We start from the raw sequence: 17,864 nt of genomic DNA on the forward strand, positions 1-17,864 counted from the left end.
TATTAACTTCTTGTCAAAATATCACTTTTTATCACCCTAAATATTGTATAGAAAGCAATGAAAGCCCTTTCAATATATTTTGGTTCATCATAGCATCTAAAACAGAACAACACAATATAAAAATTGAATTTTCTTTTTATTTAGAAATCAGTGTCGAAAAAAAGAGCCTGAATTAAGGTTTACGATATCAAACACTTATTGCATTTACAAAAATGGGCATGAGTAAATAAGGTTTCTTATATAAACATTTGAATTTACATTCATGTGTAAGAAACCTTCATTCATCAATGCCAACAGTTTTCTGATCTAAAAAGTTATTTTGTATGTTATTCTTGGAATACTATAAAAGGTATCTTAACCAAACATAGACCGACGAAATGATGATTGAAATCAGCATAATCGGAAATCCAATGAATAAATATCGCTTAAACGATATGTGATGCCCTTCTTTCGAAGCAATCCCTGCAACCACAAGATTCGCACTTGCCCCGATCAATGTACCGTTTCCACCTAAACACGCTCCCAGAGATAAGCTCCACCAGAGAGGCTCCAAATTATCAATACCGTTATTCCCCATCTCCTGAATCAGGGGAATCATAGTCGCAACAAACGGAATATTATCTATGAATGCTGACGCAATAGCACTAATCCAAAGAACTAACATGGTGGTAGGAACTAATTCCCCGCCAGTTAAAGAAATAGCTTGTTTGGCCAACGCTGAAATGACTCCTGTTTCAACAAGCCCTCCTACAACCACAAACAAGCCGATAAAGAAAAAGAGCGTGGTCCATTCGACTTTCTCCAGTGCGTGATCCAAATATTTCTCCCCTGTAAGGAATAATAAAATAAAAGCGCCAATCAAGGCAATGGTAGCCGTTTCGATATGTATAAATTGGTGAAGAAAAAAACCGCCAATCGTTATCGCTAATGCAAACAGACATTTCTTAAGAAGGTTAACATCTTTCATTTCTTCTCTTGCATTCTTCTTCAATAGTGCCTGCTTTAATTCATCTGTTGTTTTAAGATCATTCTTGTACCAGAGAGCCAATATGGCAACAGTTACAAATAAAATAAAAAAACTAATCAAAAACAAATTATCAATAAAGGATAAAAAGGTTAATTCTTTAACTGCGCTTCCCATCATGATATTGGGGGGATCACCGATCATTGTTGAAGTTCCCCCTATATTCGAAGAAAAAATTTCTGTAATGAGATACGGGATCGGATTTACTCCTAATTGCCGGGTAATCGTAAAGGTTACCGGAACGATTAGTAAGACGGTTGTGACATTATCTAAAAAAGCGGAACCAAACGCAGTGATAATTCCTAACATAACCAACACTTTGATTGGGCTTGCCTTGGCGATTTGGGCGGCCTTTACAGCAATATAATCAAAAATTCCTGTTTGTCCAGTAATCGAGACCATAATCATCATGCCAATCAGCAGTCCTATCGTATTAAAATCAATATGATGCAGCGCACTTTCCTGGTTTAAAATTCCTACTGCGACCATGAGAAGGCCACTCGCCATCGCGATAACGGTTCGATGTACTTTTTCCGCAATAATCAGTGCATACGTTATTACAAAAATACCAATTGCAATCAAAGCTTGTTGATCCATTAGAACACCCCTCACATACGTAACATTAGCTAGAAAATCGGATTACTTTGGCAGTTCCGGTAATGTAAACTTTTTTTCATTCGTTTTCATTTTAACAGAACTTAACCCTTTCGATTACATATTTTTCTCAAAAAATCTATGATTATCCTTACTTTATTTTACCCTTCTATGCTTCATCACTCTACCAGACTAAAATATTCCATTGACTTCCTATTCAGATGATCGTATATTATTATAGATAAATGGATTGTTAAGAGCTAAATTGAACGCTCATTTTTTGGTACGTACACACAGGTTTTGCGTGTGTTTTTTTATGTTTTTTGCAAGAATTTGATAGTCTCCTATTTTAAACAACATGAAGACATCCAGAAAGGGGATCATACTTACATGAATAACAGCAAGAAATTCAGTTTGTGGATTTTAACCGCGCTAGTGGTTGGGAATATGGTCGGGTCAGGGATTTTTATGCTGCCCAGGTCTTTAAGTGAAGCAGCTAGTCCGGCTGGAGTCCTTTCGGCATGGCTCATAACAGGTTTTGGCGTACTGATGACTGCACTGGTATTTGGGAATTTGGCCTTAAGAAAGCCGAAATTAACCGGAGGGCCGCAAATTTATGCAAAAGAATTATTCAAGCCTGGCAGTAACGCTTCGACTTTGTCGGGATTTATGGCTTCCTGGGGATATTGGATCGGGAACTTAGCGGGGAATATTGCCATTATCACGACTTTTGCCGGGTACTTGACTACCTTTTTCCCGGTGTTAGTAAACCAGGCTGATCTATTTTCTATCGGCAGCTTTACGTTAAAAGTAGGGAATGCACTCACCTTTGTGGTTTGTACGATTCTGTTATGGGGAACCCATTTCATTATTTTAAAAGGCCTTGAAGGTGCGGGAAAGTTGAATTTCCTGGCTACCGCTGCCAAGGTGATTGGTTTCTTCTTATTTATTTTAGTCGGTTTATTTGCTTTCCAAAAAGCAAATATGCTTCCATTTGTCGCACCAAGATTCGATGAGGCCGGCCATACAATCGGTTTATTCGGACAAATTAATAACGCGGCGATTACAACGCTCTGGGCGTTTATCGGTGTGGAATCTGCTGTGGTATTTGCTTCGCGTGCCAAAAAACAAATCGATGTTAAACGTGCGACAATGCTCGGATTGCTGATAGCCCTTGCCATCTATGTCGGAATCAGCACGCTTGTTATGGGGATGCTGAACCATGATGTGCTTGTTACATCAGATAAGCCGCTTATAGATGCTATCTCAGGAGTATTGGGTCCAGTAGCTGGCAAAGTGCTTGCAGGCGTGGGCTTGATCAGTTTATTTGGCTCGACAATTGGCTGGGTGATGCTGAGTGCGGAAGTTCCCTTTCAAGCGGCCAAGCAAGGAATGTTTCTGCCTGCATTTTTGAAAGTAAATAAAAAAGGAATTCCTGTGTTTTCATTGACGGTCACCAATATTCTCGGCCAGCTGTTTATTTTTTCTACCATATCTAACACTATATCTTCTGCATTTGATTTTATTATTGTTATCGCAACACTGTCTTATCTTGTTCCTTATTTTATTTCATCAGTCTTCCAGTTAAAGCTGGTCATAACCGGTGAGACGTATACAACTGTTAAAAGCCGGGTCATCGATGGAATCATTGCCGTTCTTTCCACGGTTTATTCCATCTGGGTGATTATTGCCGGTACAGCAGATATGAAAACATTCACATTGGGAATGGTTTTGCTTTCGAGCGGTATTTTATTCTACAAATGGGTCAAACCTTCAACAAAACAAGCAAAGGCAGACAAGCTTTCTTCACAGCACTGATGCAAAATATATTAATCCGGAAATGCTGATACAAAGAAACCACTGAAAATTAATTCAGTGGTTTTGCTAATGGTACGGACCTGTCGATATTATATATCGCCTTATCTATCGCTACTGCAGCGGAGCCGGGATCATTATACAGTTCTGTTATTTGACTCTCAACAAACATGACTTGATAGATATTTGAATCTTCTAAATAATTTAAAATGACAACTGGTTCATTGTTGCGAGTAAATATGTGCGCTATCTCACAATCCATATAGATGGTAAAATCCGATAGCATTTTCTCTAGCTTATCCAGGTTCATTTTATCTTCCCCTTTCTATTATCGAGGGGGACTCCGAGAAACAAGAAGCCCTAAATATCTATATCTAATATTACTATTATAACAGTAATTTACAGAAATATATCAAGATTTTTAAAAATACACACTAAAAAACCCGCTCTTCGAAGAGGAGAAAACCAATTTTTTCAATTCTAATTTTCGACAAGGTAAGTATGGCGGTATCTCCACGTTCACTGTTGAGGCAGGATACCTTCACCCCTTCCGTTTCTGATAGCAAGCCTCTCCAGGCAATAACCTATTCTATTTTTATTCTAACCGACTTTCCTGGTAATCGATTCAAGCGCCGCCTCAGTTTTCATTTAGATGATATTGGACATAATTGTAATGACTCTTATGGATGGGGTGATGTTTTGAAACGCAAACTAATCATAATACTCAGTATCGTTTTTATACTCTTTATGGCTGCTTTATTTTGCTTTTACCTCATTAAAGGTGATTCATCACGCTGGCAGGTAGCACTTGGAGGAATCTTTGTAAGTGCATTGCCGCTTTGCTTATTATTTCTAAAAAACAATCCCTTTAACATTCCGACGATCCTGGGGTATTATGTGTTCGTTTTCTGTACCACATATTTAGGATCGATCGCAAATTTTTATCTGGATCACAAGTGGTGGGATACTACCCTTCATTTTTACAAGGGCGTCTTCATCGGTTCTGTCGCGATTACTCTTTATAAATCATTCATACCACAGCAGGTACGAAAGAATGTTTCACGTTGGATCGTCTTTCTTTTTGTTGTATCACTTGCAGCCGTTGCCAGTGTTCTTTGGGAGATTTATGAGTTTGTAGGAGATCTCTATTTTACCCACACGATGCAATTAGGCGGCAATAAAGATACGATGATTGACCTTATCACTGGTACTGCTGGCGGACTTCTTGTCGGCGTTTATGCGGTTATCCGGAAAGAAAAAGTCTGAATTCGATTGAAAGGGTGAAAAAATGAATCGTAAGCTAGTAATCATCTGCAGTTTGCTTTATGTTCTTTTCATGGCGGTTTTAGCTGTCTTTTACTATACAAATGATGAATCTTTTCAATTCCTGATTGCAATTGGAGGCGTTGTTTGCGGAGCGGTTCCTCTCCTGCTGGCCCTATTTACTAAGCTCCATTTCAACCTGCCGCTCGTCATATCCTATTTACTATTCTTATTTGGCTCCCAATACTTAGGATCGATTTTAGGCTGGTATGGAAATGGGTGGTGGGACACGTTCTTGCATGTAATAAGCGGCGCGATTCTCGCCTTTGCCGGGATTGCCTTATACGAACGCTTAATACATAGAGATGCGGGTCGTGAAATATCACCCTGGTTTGTCTTTTTATTTACCTTCTCTTTCGCTGTGTTTGGCGGCGTCATATGGGAGATCTATGAATTTAGTTCCGATCAATTATTTGGAATGACCTTGCAGGGCGGGGGAAATAAAGACACGATGACCGATTTGATTGCGGATGCAATCGGAGGGCTTCTTATTGCCGTTTGGTCTGGTATACGGACAAAGATTAACAAGCATAAACAGGCAGTGTGACTGCCTGTTTCTTTCATTATTAGAGAGATCCACGGTATTAGAGAGATCCACGGTAATGATTTCTAATAAGTTCCGTCAGTCCAATTTGTTCCAGATATTTTGTTGGCGCTAAAAATGTGACAGTAACTATACCAGGATGCCGGCCTATCTCGATAGAACCTGTTATCGTAGCCCGATTCATTACTTCCGGAACCGTGATATCCAAGACATCGGCAGCACGCTGTAAACCATTTTCTGTTGCTTCATTTAAATTGGCGCCCGATCCGATAAAAGAAATCGGCAATGATTCTTCTAACTTCTGAACTCCCCATTGTCTGGCTACATCCTGTGCCGCTTCTTTTTCTTTTTTGGTAATCGGTTTAGCTAAATATGGCAGATCATCCACAACCGGAAGAAGTAGCGGACCATCCATAGTCAGCCCTTTTATGACCTTGACTTGAAGGTTCACAATCCCTGAAACATCTGTGGTATGTCCGGCAATCTCGCCGTCCCCTTGCATTGCATGCATATCACCAATATACACACCTCCACCCGGTACCTTAACAGGACAAATAAGAATAGCACCCTCACGGACGCGATTTATATCCATATGTCCATCGGTACGATCTTCTAATTCCTCTTTCGTAACAGCATAATCATGCGGCGCTTCAAGTAAGAATTGTCCGAAATCTCCGGCATTATGTGAATCTGGCAGCGGACGCGACGGTGTCGTACCAAGTTGGCCTAAGAAGGGACGCAATCTGGCGACTGTTCCAACTATGTCATGAGGAGCGAAGGTAACGATTGGGTTTTGAACGGAATTTTCTGGAGTAGCCATATACAATCGACCATCTTGGGCTACCTCTTCAGCTGCCTTCTTATGTAAGGTAATTCCGACTTTTCGATTCGAGTCAAACGCCATCGTATATCCGTTGGTGAACACAAAAGGGGTTACATCTTCGCCGCAAGTTGCACAACGGATTGCCTCGGGGCCTGTTCCCTCAATTATTGTCTCGGGATATAATTCGCCGCAATTCGGGCACTTCACCGCAACAAATGGATCACCAACAAATCGTCCCTCGACAGGCTGATCATTTCCTGATGATGTAGCAATCGAAGTCACCTGGACAGATTTGATCCGGATCGCAATCGCGTCACCGACTTCAGCTCCTTCCACATAAACAGGCTTCGTAACTTCATGCCCGCCCCGGATTCTCGGGGTGATCATCGGACCCCAGCACCCTGGTGTCGTATTAGCGATAATATGCCCGCCGTCTTTAACCGGGCCAAGCATCTCTTTTTCCGGATCAAGAATCCCATTTGTGAACTCATTTACATATACCGTTTGTTTGGCACCCATTTTATTCTCCCCCTAGCTCTGTTAATTTTACTTTTCAAAAGATTCACATTACTATTATACAGGGGCAGATTGAAGTATACTAAGAATTTGCTTCACAAATAATAATGAAAAAGGATGGATGTAAAATGAACGGTCAGAATCGAAAAGACATTACACCGGGAATCGAGGTTGATATTGTCCTTAAAGCTGATCAACGAACCGGAAAATTAACCAACGGGATCGTAAAAGATATCTTAACCAACTCAAGCTCCCATCCCCATGGCATCAAAGTAAGATTAACGGATGGACAAGTGGGCAGAGTCCAGAAAATACGGAAATAATTTAAATGATAAATATAGACTTCTAGGCTAGGAACAGAAAAATTTAGCTATTGTATATAATTGTCTGCTTGACAGCAAATAGGTTTGGGTATGTTAAATAATGTTTATTTGCAAATCAGGAGGGACTTACCATTATGGAACAGTACACAAACCAATTCATCAACGGTCAATGGAAAACTGGCTCAAGTGATAAAACAATTGAAGACTATAATCCCTTTAGCGGTGAATCGATCGTAACCATACAGTCTGCTGACAAGGAAGATTTAGAGGAAGCTTTTCAGGCTGCAAAAAAAGCACAGATAAAATGGCGCGATACAACTCCTGCTGAAAAACAAATACTGTTCGATAAGCTTATTAACGTTATGCAGCAGCAGCGAGATGATATTGTTGATTGGCTTATCAAAGAATCTGGGAGTACCAGATTGAAAGCAAACGCTGAGTTTGATGCTTCTGTAGGAATTATTAAGGAGTCTGCTTCATTTCCTACACGCATGGCAGGAGCGATCTTACCTTCTAATTTCCCTAACAAAGAAAATCGGGTTTATCGCCTCCCCAAAGGAGTCATTGGAGTAATTGGCCCATGGAATTTTCCGTTGCATTTAACGATGCGTTCAGTGGCTCCCGCCCTCGCTACAGGCAACAGCGTGGTGATAAAACCGGCCTCTGATACTCCAGTTACTTCCGGCCTGTTGATCGGTAAGTTATTCCAGGATGCTGGTTTCCCGGACGGGCTCGTAAATGTCGTTGTCGGCCGCGGCTCTGAAATTGGCGATGAATTTGTGATTCATCCAATTCCGAAACTGATTTCTTTTACCGGGTCCACTGAAGTTGGCCAAAGAATTGGCGAACAGGCAGGGAAACATTTAAAAGACGTTGCTCTTGAGCTCGGCGGAAATAATGCGATGGTCGTTTTAAAGGATGCCAATATTGAACGTGCCGCGAAAGCAGCAGTGTTCGGTAAATTTTTTCACCAAGGGCAAATTTGTATGGCGTTAAATCGAATGATCGTTGAGAAAGAAGTATATGATGCTTTTGTCGAGGAATTTGTTAGACTTGTACGCGGCTTAAAAGTAGGAGATCCATCTGATGAAGCAACGCTTGTTGGCCCGGTCATTAATAAAGCCCAGGTCGAGCGAATTCAAAAAGACTTGCAGGAAAGTGTGGAACAAGGCGCAGAAATTCTGGTTGGCGGAGAAGCCGACGGCTGTTTGATGCAGCCTGTTGTTTTGGCACATGTGACAAATGGAATGCCGATCGCTAAAAATGAAATCTTTGGTCCTGTCGCTTCGATTATAAAAGCAGAGAATGAAGAAGATGCACTTCAGATCGCCAATGACTCACCCTATGGCTTGAGTGGTTCTATCTTTACGGAAGACCGCCACCATGGCGTAGAATTAGCGTTGAAAATAGAAACCGGAATGATTCACATAAACGATCAATCCGTCAACGATGAACCGCATGTCCCTTTTGGAGGAGAAAAAGAATCTGGAATTGGCCGTTTTAACGGAGAATGGGCGATCGAAAAATTCACAACCGTGAAATGGATCGGCATCCAAAGCGGCTACCGGGAATATCCGTTTTTTTAAAATAAGGCTGTGTTAAATAACAATGTTGCTATTTGTGTAAAAAATTATGGAACTTCCAGTTTAAGGGAGGTTCCATTACTTCACTTTAGCAATCCTCTTTAACGCCTTTGCACGATGAACAATAAACTGTTGCATATATCTTTCTAAGAATAATTTATCAGCTTCGGATATCCTCAAACGTGGGCGTATAGCCTTCCGGGTAAACAGGCAAAAGATTCTCTAAGAAATATTTCATTTTTGGATGTACAGCCTTTATCATTTCTCCCTTTATCAAATTTTAGTTTTCCTGCTTTTATCTGCGTTTTGTCGGCAGGATCCCTAACTAAAAAAGATGAGGCAAAAACCCCCTCATCTTAAGACACTTATTATATTCTTACCTTTACACATGCAAAAAGCTTTCCTTAAGGGTTTTTACTATAAAAGAGAAATCATCGTCGGTAATACTGAGCGGCGGGGCAAGCTGCAAGATATTATTGAATCCAGCTACGGTGTCAGCATTCTTCCCGATAATCAGTCCCTTTTCTTTACAATTAGTAATTATCCCGGTCACTATCTCCGCTTCCAGAGGTTCTTTTGTATGCTTATCTCTAACTAATTCGATTCCTAAAAGCAGGCCTTTTCCACGTACATCACCTACATAGGGATGCTCCTTTAATTCTTGTAGCTCAACCAGCAACTTTTCTCCTAAATCTCTGGAGCGTTGAATTAGGTTTTCATTTTCATAGATTTCAAGATTCTTTAAGGCAAGAGCGCATGCCGCAGGGTTTCCGCCGAAGGTATTCACATGGCGGAAACGGTCATACGTATCTTCCCCTGCATAAGCTTCATAAATTTCTTTTTTGACAGCTGTAGCTGATAAAGGAAGGTACCCACTGGTTATCCCTTTGGCCATTGTGATAATATCCGGTTTGACATCATAGTTCATAAACCCGAATGGTTTTCCGGTTCTTCCAAATCCGCAAATGACTTCATCACAGATAAGTAAGGCCCCATGTTTTTCACAAATTTCTTTGACTCTTGCCATATATCCCTGAGGAGGCATTAAAATTCCGCCCCCTGTAATAATCGGTTCCATAATCACACCGGCAATCGTTTCGCTAAGTTCCCAAGTCATCACCCTGTCAATTTCCTCGGCGGATGACAACGTTGAAACGTCATCTGGATTTCGGTAAATATCAGGAGGCGCTACATGCAAAAATCCCTGACTCAGCGGTTCGTACTTGAATTTTCTTTGAGACTGGCCTGTTGCCGCTAAAGCTCCCATCGTATTACCATGGTAGGAACGATATCTTGATACGAATTTATAGCGATTATGCCCGCCTGTCTGCTGATGGTACTGGCCGGCGATTTTAAATGCTGCTTCGTTGGCTTCGGAGCCACTATTAGAAAAGAAAATGACATATTCATCGTTCAGCCACTCATTCAATTTTTCAGCAAGTTTAATGGCAGGGATATGGCTCTGAGTGAGCGGAACATAAGCGAGTTCCTGCAGTTGCTTATAGGCTGCTTCTGCAAGTTCCTGCCGTCCATATCCGACATTTACACACCATAAACCGGACATGGCGTCGAGGTAGCGGTTTCCGTCACTATCCGTGACCCAGGCGCCGTCGCCTTTTGTAAATACTACATTTGCTTGCCCTGGTGCAGAGCCTTTCATGGAATGCCAAAGATACTTTTCGTCTGCTTCTTGCAGGGTTAGCGTTTTTTGAAGGTCTTGCATGATATCAACTCCATTATCTGAAAAGTAGGTAGAGATCAATACCTTGCCTTTGCCAAAAGAAGAGAACCTTATCATCATCTGTGACAGCAACAGCAGGAACTTTTAAACCTAAATCAACACCCATCACACTCACCCCTATTTTTTCAACAGTGGGTATGGTGACAGAGATTTTCGTCTGTATTTATTCATACAAACATTATATCAGTTTTTATTTATAAACTGATACAGTTGGCCAACAAAAAGAGTAGAACTTTCATCCCATCTCTAAGAACCGGAATGGGCTTTCTCGTTCGGTAAAATCTTTAACAATTCCATTTTGTTCAATATGCGTTTTCATCAAAAGCCTCCTCTAAACCTAATGGTTTGTATATCTCGGAAAACAAAAGATTGGCTTATCTATAATTATAAATAAGAAATAATCTTGTTCATTGAACAAAATGTAAAATTGTTTAAGCTATCTTTTATATGTTATGTCTAAGTAACAACCAAAAAACCCGGCCCTATAAAAGAGCCAGGTCATATTCAAATACTTAACAATTCCCGGATTTCTGTTTCTGAAAGGCTTGAAAGCATCGTTTCTCCTGGTTGGATCACTTGTTCAATCAATTCTTTTTTCTTCTGCTGCAGCTCGTAGATTTTTTCCTCAATGGTTCCGCGGGCAATCAAACGCAATACTTGCACGACATTTTTCTGGCCGATGCGGTGGGCCCTTCCTGCAGCTTGCTCTTCTACCGCCGGGTTCCACCATAAATCATAAAGGACAACGGTATCGGCACCGGTCAGATTCAACCCGGTTCCTCCTGCTTTCAACGAGATCAAGAACAGTTCTCCTTCTCCCTGGTTGAAGGTTTCAGCCATTTCGATCCGTTCCTTCGACGGGGTTTTCCCATCCAGATAAAAATAGGATAACCCTTCTTTGTCCAGTTGTTCACGTATAACCTTCAGCATACTTGTGAATTGAGAAAAGACAAGAAGGCGTCTGCCATTCTCAATTGCGTTTTTCGCCATCTCAAGGAATTGGTCGAGTTTTCCTGAGCCGCCGTTATAGTTCTCCAAAAAGAGAGAAGGGTGGCAGCATAACTGGCGCAATCTCGTCAGGCCTGCAAGGATTTTAATCCTGCTTTTTTGGAATCCTTCTGTTGCAATGGCATCCCTTGTATCTTGCTGGATTTTTTCCAGGTAGCCGACATATAATTCTTTCTGTTTTTGTGTCATTTCCGACAAATGATTGGTTTCAATCTTGTCAGGCAATTCTTTTAAGACATCTTTTTTAACCCTGCGAAGTATAAATGGCCGTACCATGTGGGATATTTTTTCATTAGAAAGTCCTCGAAATGCTTGCTGATTCGAGAATAGCCCTGGCATGATGGCATCAAATATCGACCACAGCTCATCAATTGAATTTTCGATTGGCGTGCCGCTCAGTGCAAAACGTTTACTCGCCTTTATCTTACGGACGGCTATTGATGTTTTAGCTGCATGATTTTTAATCACTTGCGCTTCATCGAGAATAAGCGAGTCAAACTCTTGCTCGCTATACCAGTCAATATCCTGTCGGAGCGTTGGATAGGACGTGAGCACTATATCAGGCAGGGGTGAATGTTCAAGAAGTTCTTTTCGTTCTTTCGCTGTCCCGATCGCGACTTCCGCACTCAACTCGGGTGCAAATTTGTCTATCTCACTTTTCCAATTGTAAACGAGCGAAGCGGGTGCAACAACGAGCGATGTCCCCGGTGTTTTTGCCTCTTTCTTCTCAGATAACAGATAGGCAATGCTCTGCAGGGTTTTCCCGAGTCCCATATCATCTGCCAGTATGCCGCCGAGCCGGTAATGTGACATCATTTTCAACCATTGATAACCAGTCTGCTGGTAATCACGAAGCGATGCATCTAGCGTTTCCGGCACCTCGATGTCCAATTCATCGGGATTCTTCAACGCTTTTAGAAAACGTCGAAATGACTTTCCGAATGTAGCGGAGGAATTCTTGATACTTTCCTCGACTGCGAATCCTCGGTATACTGGAAGTTTTATCGAACCGGATTGAAGTTCCTCCTTGCGAACGTTCAACTCTCCGAAAAGCTGGCCGATTGTTTGAAATTCGTCATTTTCGAGCGAGACGAACGCCCCATCAGGAAGTCGGTAATACTTTTTCTTCTCCGCAACCGATTGGAGGATTTGCTGAATGTTTTTTTCATCAATTCCCTCCATGTCAAAATTGGCCTCAAGCCAATTCCCGCTTGAATCGATATCAATGGATACCGAAGGCGCCTGCCTTTCTGGTAGCATTAATGATTTCACGTTAGAGCTCGTATAGATCTCCACTTTATTTTCCAGTTCCGGGAGCACACGGTATAAAAAGTCGTACAAAGTATCCTCTCCGCCCTCAAGGTATAAGCGGCTTTCTTTAACTTTGAAAGGGGCACTCTCAATCGTTCCCATAATGTCCCGTTCCTTTTCGGCATCCCTCATTAAAATGATTCCATTATCATGATTAGGATCCTGCTGGCCAGAGAAAGGATTAATGATAGATTCACCGTAATGGTATTCAACTTTTGATATAAAGCGCCCTGCCTCTTCCTCTACAAACATTTTCGCCTTTAGAGGGGGACTGACAATTTTCCCCGAGACACTATCCGCAATTTCCGTGTTTCCGATGCGTTTCAATACGGGAGTCACATGAGTCAAAAAAGAGCCGATTTGGTCTTTTCCGATTGGCAATGCACTGCCACGCAGCGATTTCGTATAGAATGACAATTCCTTTAGTACCGCCTGCTGCTTATCTGAAAGCTTGTACAAATTCCCCTTCGAAAAAAGCAGACCGTACCGGCTAAAAAATGAAGCGGCAAGAAGCTCGTCCATTTCCAATTTATAATTCTCCTCAGAACTTTTTTCCAGTTGAAACGAAAACGGCAAAGTATTTTCACGAAAACCAATGGACTGATAAGGAATACCTTCATGCTCAAACGAAAAGTTCCTTTCCCTCATCTTCGCTAAAAGATTACCCGACATATGGGGCGGAATCATCAATTCACGGTCATTGCTGCTGGAACCGTACCCATATGGAGACAAAGTTTTTCGATAATCTTCCTCTTGTCTGCATAGATCGGCAAGCAGATGGATGATCTCTTGATCTTCGTCTGAAAACGTGTGTTCAAAAGGATCAAAACTAAACTTTTTTGTTACATAATAAGTAGACCCCTGTTCCACTGCCTTCAGGAACTCCTTGATTTTCTTGATTACATAAAGCCGCTTCTCCCCCGCTTTTATTTCGAGAGTCAGCATGGTATCCCGATTTGAAGAAAATGACAGCGGCTTTGTTTTTACAATATACTCAAGCATTACTTCTTGACGGGAAAGTGCTGACACATTTTCTTCTGGATCATTAAAGGCAGATAAAAGTTCGATGAAACGCTCAGCCGCCCCGAATTCATTGGCCTGACCTTTTCTTAGAGTTCCTATTCTGGGCGCAGCTTTTTTTTGATTCGGGACTGCTTCAAGATCAGAAATCTCAAGTAAAACGGCAACAATATGCTTGCATTCCCAATAGTTATCGAATGCTGGACAATCGCATTCCGAACTTACAGAGCCATACTCATCTATTTCAATATTCACATCATAATATTCAGTTCCGGCCACTGTTGCATTCCAAACCTGGTTGGCGAAATCAAACTCGAGATCGCTGACACGGCCGGCTTTATAATAGGTAAGACCCCGCCGGAAAATTGTGTCTGAAAACATATCTTTGACAAAATCTTTCGTTAACAAATGATTCATTTATAATCCCTTTCCTTATTCAAGTACGGTTTTAATGAAACTATTATAACATGATTTGTGAAAAGTAGTCGGAAGAGCTTCTAGGCATGGCATAAAATGATCAGTTTCTTTTTTTCCTTGATAGTGTTATTTCTTTTTCACAATGGACGTCCTTCTATTTATCTTCTTAGCTTAGTATACTTTATGACACTATGATAGAAAAAAGTGCCTACTTACATAATATTGATTTAACATCTAAAATGGTTAACATGGCTTACTCCTGCAGATTAATAAATACAAATAAATTTTGTTGGGTAGCCTATTAAAGAATTTTTTTTAAAAAAATCTTTTGCAGCAAAGGAGATCTTGCAGATGAACCGTTTTACAATTCCTAGAGACATATATTATGGAGAAGAATCCTTAGAGGTATTGAAGACTATTCAAGGAAAAAAAGCAACGATCGTTATTGGCGGTCAGTCGATTAAAAAATCGGGATACCTTGATAAAATCGACTCCTATTTACGAGAAGCCGGTTTTGAAACGCAACTTATTGAGGGTGTTGAAAATGATCCATCCTTCAAAACCGCTCAAAACGGTGCCAAAAAGATGGAGGAATTCCAACCTGATTGGATTATTGCGGCCGGTGGTGGTTCCCCCATTGACGCCGCCAAGTTAATGTGGATTTTTTATGAGCATCCAGAGCTATCATTTGAAGAGATTAAAGCTCCGAATGAACTGCCCAATTTGCGAAAAAAAGCACGCTTTGCCGCTATTTCTACTACTAGCGGGACAGGAACAGATGTTTCACCTTTCTCTGTCATCACCGATTATGAAACACTGGTTAAGTACCCGGTTTTTGGTTTCGAAATCACGCCAGACATCGCGATTATCGATCCCGCGCTGACTTATTCAATGCCCTCAGATATTGTGGCGTATACCGGAATGGATGCCTTAACTCATGGTATTGAAGCATATGTATCTACATTGCACAGCCCGTTTACCGACCCTTTAGCTATGCAATCCATAAAAATGGCTGTGGACAACATTGAAAAGTCAGTCACTGGTGATAAAAAAGCAAGAGGAGAGATGCACTATGCCCAGGCGATAGCGGGTATGGCCTTCTCAAATGGATTTTTGGGAATTGTACACAGCTTATCGCATAAGAGCGGGGCTATTTTTAAAATCCCGCACGGTCTTGCTAATGCCCTTTATCTCCCCTATGTTATTGATTTCAATAAAAAAGAAGACGGTTCACGGTATGCAGATATATCAAGGATGCTGGGATTAAACGGAAGCACAGAAAACGAGCTGATCGACTCTTTAACAGGTCTGCTTCGCCATTTGAACAAAACATTGAACCTTCCGCTCACACTGCAAGAATTTGGCGTTTCTGAAAGCGATTTTGAAAAACATTTGGATCAGATGGCAGCTGGAGCTATCGATGATGCTTGTACACCATCGAATCCTCGTGAAGTAACCGTAGAACAATTAAAACAACTTTACATCGCTGCGTTTAAGGGCGAAAAAGTAAACTTCTAACAAGTAAATATATCTTCTGTTCGGGTGCAAATGTTTGGATTCATTTGCACCAGGACTTTTACATTTTTCGTTTTTGAGCATTAACAATTAAAAAGCCAAAATATATGTTATACTATAGTTGTAGATGAATAAGTGATGTTTCAAAAATGCGGTTGTGGCGGAATCGGCAGACGCGCTAGATTCAGGTTCTAGTGGTAGAAATACCGTGGGGGTTCAAGTCCCTTCATCCGCATCAATTTGAATTAGCAAAAAAAGGATTCAACATTTGTGTTGAATCCTTTTTTTTGTGTCCAAAATATTTTACCTTCTTATCGTTTGTAAAATCTTAAAGCATATGTGTTGCTTAAAGGGACTAAAGGCAGACTATATAAAACGGGCTAAATCAGTTTATTTCAAATTTATGTCTTGACTTAGATAAATAAAAACAAATAAAAACAGTGCCGGAAATCTCCCAGCACTGTTCAACTATCTTATTCTTAGAGACCCATGATCTCCTCCGCTTTATCCGGAACATCAATAAACGGATTGCGGTTGCCCTGCATTTCATAGATCGCAAGATTGCGGTGTTTTTCATATGTGGATATCGGGAAGCTTCGATGCCACTCCAGTAATAGCGGCACATCTACCGAATCCTTGTTGATGATCTCCTTGTATCGAATTAAGAAATACAACGTTGCCCGGGCAACAATTCCTTTACCGTATTCCGGTTCGAATTTGCCTCCGTCGGCTTTCCCGCATCCATCCTTGATGACTGAGGCTCGGGCCTCAGGAGCGTAATCGGAAAAGTCAGTATAAGGATAGTTGCTGCGGCTGCTGTTGCATTCAGGCTCGCAGGCAAATAGATGATGCAAATCTCCTCTCATTGGCTCTTTTTTATCAAACCAGGATTGAGGAACGACATGCTCACAGTTTAATAGATTATCTCCCGAAAAGGCATTGACTAATCCTTTTGCCTGGAATTCATGAAGCCTAATATCATGCTCAATCGCTGCCAGCGGCTCCATCCCTTTTCCTGAATAAAGGCTCTTTAACTCACCGTTTTCCTGTAGATCTACCCAGGGATACAGATATCGGTGCGGGGTGTAATTAAGCTCGTTTGTATGCGTTTCTTCAAGCAGATTATGAATGCTATCCTTTAGATTGCTATCAGTAAATGAAATACTCTGATAATATGTGTTCTTGATTTCCGTATCTGCCTGTTCATCATAATAGTTCCGGTTTTCTCTGTTTTCTATCAACTCAGCCTTTGCAGCTTCAAACTCTTTTGGAAGGATTTCCGGATTTTTCATTTCACTTTCAACACTTCAGCGGCTACTTTTTGGCTGAATACCCCAGATAGGTAGTCAGCCGCTGTCAAATATAATAATCCATTTCCTTCAAGCTTTGGCGGGTTCCCCAGGGGCACGGTTCTCTTTATTAATTGGGCGTACAGTTCAGGAACTGTCAGATTTCTCTCAAAGCTTTTGTTCGAAATGTCTTTGATAAGAGCCAATGCACCTGCTACGTGTGGAGTTGCCATCGAAGTCCCGCTAAGCTTGGCATATTTTCCGCCTATATAAGTTGAAAGTATTTCTTCACCAGGAGCGACTAAGTCGATCTCATTGTTGGAATTTGTAAATTCCGAGGAGCGGCGTTCCAGGTCAATCGCCCCTACACTGATGACTTCGTTGTAAGAGCCCGGGTAAGCAAATTCATCCGTTGAATCTTGTCCGTCTCCTTCATTGCCCGCAGCACATACGACAAGAATCTTGTTGTCAACCGCCTTTTGAATGGCCTCATGCAATTCCGGAACATCCTCAGGTCCACCCAGGCTCATTGAGATAATATCCGCCTTTTGTTCAATTGCATAGTTGATTCCATTGATGATCCATTCATATTGTCCCGAACCGTTTTTATCGAGAACCTTAATAATCAACAAATTCGCTTCAGGAGCAACCCCTACTACTCCATTATCATTTTGGACAGCTGCCATCGTGCCTGCCACATGGGTTCCATGTCCATTGTAATCCCGATAAACATCCTGGTTACCCTGGTCATCACCGGTAAAGTTCCGTCCGCCGCTAATCCGTTCTCTCAAGTCAGGGTGGTCGATTTCACAACCTGTATCCAAAATGGCGATCGTAATCCCTTTCCCCTTCGTTTTCTCCCAGACCTTAGGAGCCTGGACCAGCTCAATACCTCTTGGCACCTCGGATACCACTTCGACCTCTCCAACCACCTGGTACGGAATTAAACGTACTTTTCGCTCCATTTGCATTCCCTCCTGACAGAATTAAATTGAAGTCAACCTATGATGTCTCTTAT

13 protein-coding genes, 1 tRNA gene and 1 pseudogene are annotated in these 17,864 nt (G+C 41.4%); 7 read left to right on the forward strand and 8 right to left on the reverse strand.

The annotated features are described in order from the left end of the window. Window positions 1-340: 340 nt before the first annotated feature. Window positions 341-1,621, reverse strand: coding sequence for an ArsB/NhaD family transporter (locus tag ELQ35_RS13255; protein ID WP_126865306.1), 1,281 nt, complete (start codon window positions 1,619-1,621; stop codon window positions 341-343). 387 nt (window positions 1,622-2,008) lie between these two features. Here ELQ35_RS13255 and ELQ35_RS13260 point away from each other — a divergent pair, with 387 nt between their 5' ends. Continuing rightward, window positions 2,009-3,436, forward strand: coding sequence for an amino acid permease (locus ELQ35_RS13260; protein WP_126865307.1), 1,428 nt, complete (start codon window positions 2,009-2,011; stop codon window positions 3,434-3,436). Window positions 3,437-3,485: 49 nt separating this feature from the next. Here ELQ35_RS13260 and ELQ35_RS13265 read toward each other — a convergent pair whose 3' ends face one another. Next, window positions 3,486-3,743, reverse strand: coding sequence for a hypothetical protein (locus ELQ35_RS13265; protein WP_126865308.1), 258 nt, complete (start codon window positions 3,741-3,743; stop codon window positions 3,486-3,488). Window positions 3,744-4,132: 389 nt separating this feature from the next. On the opposite strand from ELQ35_RS13265, the gene ELQ35_RS13270 reads away from it, so the two are divergent. Together ELQ35_RS13270 and ELQ35_RS13275 are read left to right on the forward strand one after the other, a co-directional pair. Beyond that, window positions 4,133-4,699 carry a DUF2238 domain-containing protein gene (locus ELQ35_RS13270; protein ID WP_126865309.1) on the forward strand — a complete coding sequence of 189 codons (567 nt, stop codon included), beginning with the start codon at window positions 4,133-4,135 and terminating at the stop codon, window positions 4,697-4,699. Between the two features lie 22 nt (window positions 4,700-4,721). After that, the gene (locus ELQ35_RS13275) at window positions 4,722-5,303 is read left to right on the forward strand and encodes a DUF2238 domain-containing protein (protein ID WP_126865310.1); all 582 of its coding nucleotides are present in this window, start codon (window positions 4,722-4,724) and stop codon (window positions 5,301-5,303) included. A gap of 37 nt (window positions 5,304-5,340) precedes the next feature. Here ELQ35_RS13275 and ELQ35_RS13280 read toward each other — a convergent pair whose 3' ends face one another. After that, window positions 5,341-6,642 carry an acetamidase/formamidase family protein gene (locus ELQ35_RS13280; protein ID WP_126865311.1) on the reverse strand — a complete coding sequence of 434 codons (1,302 nt, stop codon included), beginning with the start codon at window positions 6,640-6,642 and terminating at the stop codon, window positions 5,341-5,343. Between the two features lie 125 nt (window positions 6,643-6,767). Here ELQ35_RS13280 and ELQ35_RS13285 point away from each other — a divergent pair, with 125 nt between their 5' ends. Beyond that, window positions 6,768-6,962 carry a YwbE family protein gene (locus ELQ35_RS13285; protein WP_126865312.1) on the forward strand — a complete coding sequence of 65 codons (195 nt, stop codon included), beginning with the start codon at window positions 6,768-6,770 and terminating at the stop codon, window positions 6,960-6,962. Window positions 6,963-7,096: 134 nt separating this feature from the next. Beyond that, complete coding sequence (locus tag ELQ35_RS13290; protein WP_185861766.1) at window positions 7,097-8,548, forward strand: aldehyde dehydrogenase family protein; 1,452 nt, start codon at window positions 7,097-7,099, stop codon at window positions 8,546-8,548. Between the two features lie 379 nt (window positions 8,549-8,927). Here ELQ35_RS13290 and ELQ35_RS13295 read toward each other — a convergent pair whose 3' ends face one another. From ELQ35_RS13295 to ELQ35_RS13305, 3 genes and pseudogenes are all read right to left on the reverse strand, one after another. After that, entirely contained in the window at window positions 8,928-10,268 is a 1,341-nt protein-coding gene (locus ELQ35_RS13295) for an aspartate aminotransferase family protein (RefSeq protein WP_126865314.1), read from the reverse strand. 55 nt (window positions 10,269-10,323) lie between these two features. Continuing rightward, a pseudogene (locus ELQ35_RS13300) lies at window positions 10,324-10,440 on the reverse strand (RNA-guided endonuclease TnpB family protein); the annotation flags it as partial. A 350-nt stretch (window positions 10,441-10,790) separates the two neighbouring features. Continuing rightward, window positions 10,791-14,042 (reverse strand): DEAD/DEAH box helicase, encoded by a 3,252-nt coding sequence (locus ELQ35_RS13305; protein ID WP_126865315.1) that lies wholly within the window; start codon window positions 14,040-14,042, stop codon window positions 10,791-10,793. A gap of 351 nt (window positions 14,043-14,393) precedes the next feature. On the opposite strand from ELQ35_RS13305, the gene ELQ35_RS13310 reads away from it, so the two are divergent. Continuing rightward, complete coding sequence (locus tag ELQ35_RS13310; RefSeq protein WP_126865316.1) at window positions 14,394-15,560, forward strand: iron-containing alcohol dehydrogenase; 1,167 nt, start codon at window positions 14,394-14,396, stop codon at window positions 15,558-15,560. Between the two features lie 148 nt (window positions 15,561-15,708). After that, window positions 15,709-15,792, forward strand: a tRNA-Leu gene (locus tag ELQ35_RS13315). A 244-nt stretch (window positions 15,793-16,036) separates the two neighbouring features. Here the strand turns inward: ELQ35_RS13315 and ELQ35_RS13320 are convergent. Next, window positions 16,037-16,849, reverse strand: coding sequence for an endonuclease I family protein (locus ELQ35_RS13320; protein WP_126865317.1), 813 nt, complete (start codon window positions 16,847-16,849; stop codon window positions 16,037-16,039). Beyond that, the gene (locus tag ELQ35_RS13325; protein WP_126865318.1) at window positions 16,846-17,811 is read right to left on the reverse strand and encodes a S8 family peptidase; all 966 of its coding nucleotides are present in this window, start codon (window positions 17,809-17,811) and stop codon (window positions 16,846-16,848) included. Before ELQ35_RS13325 ends, ELQ35_RS13320 begins: the two co-directional genes overlap by 4 nt. Between the last annotated feature and the right edge of the window lie 53 nt (window positions 17,812-17,864).

Origin of the sequence: Peribacillus cavernae (genome assembly GCF_003989135.1) — a bacterium.
Taxonomy (GTDB): domain Bacteria; phylum Bacillota; class Bacilli; order Bacillales; family DSM-1321; genus Peribacillus; species Peribacillus cavernae.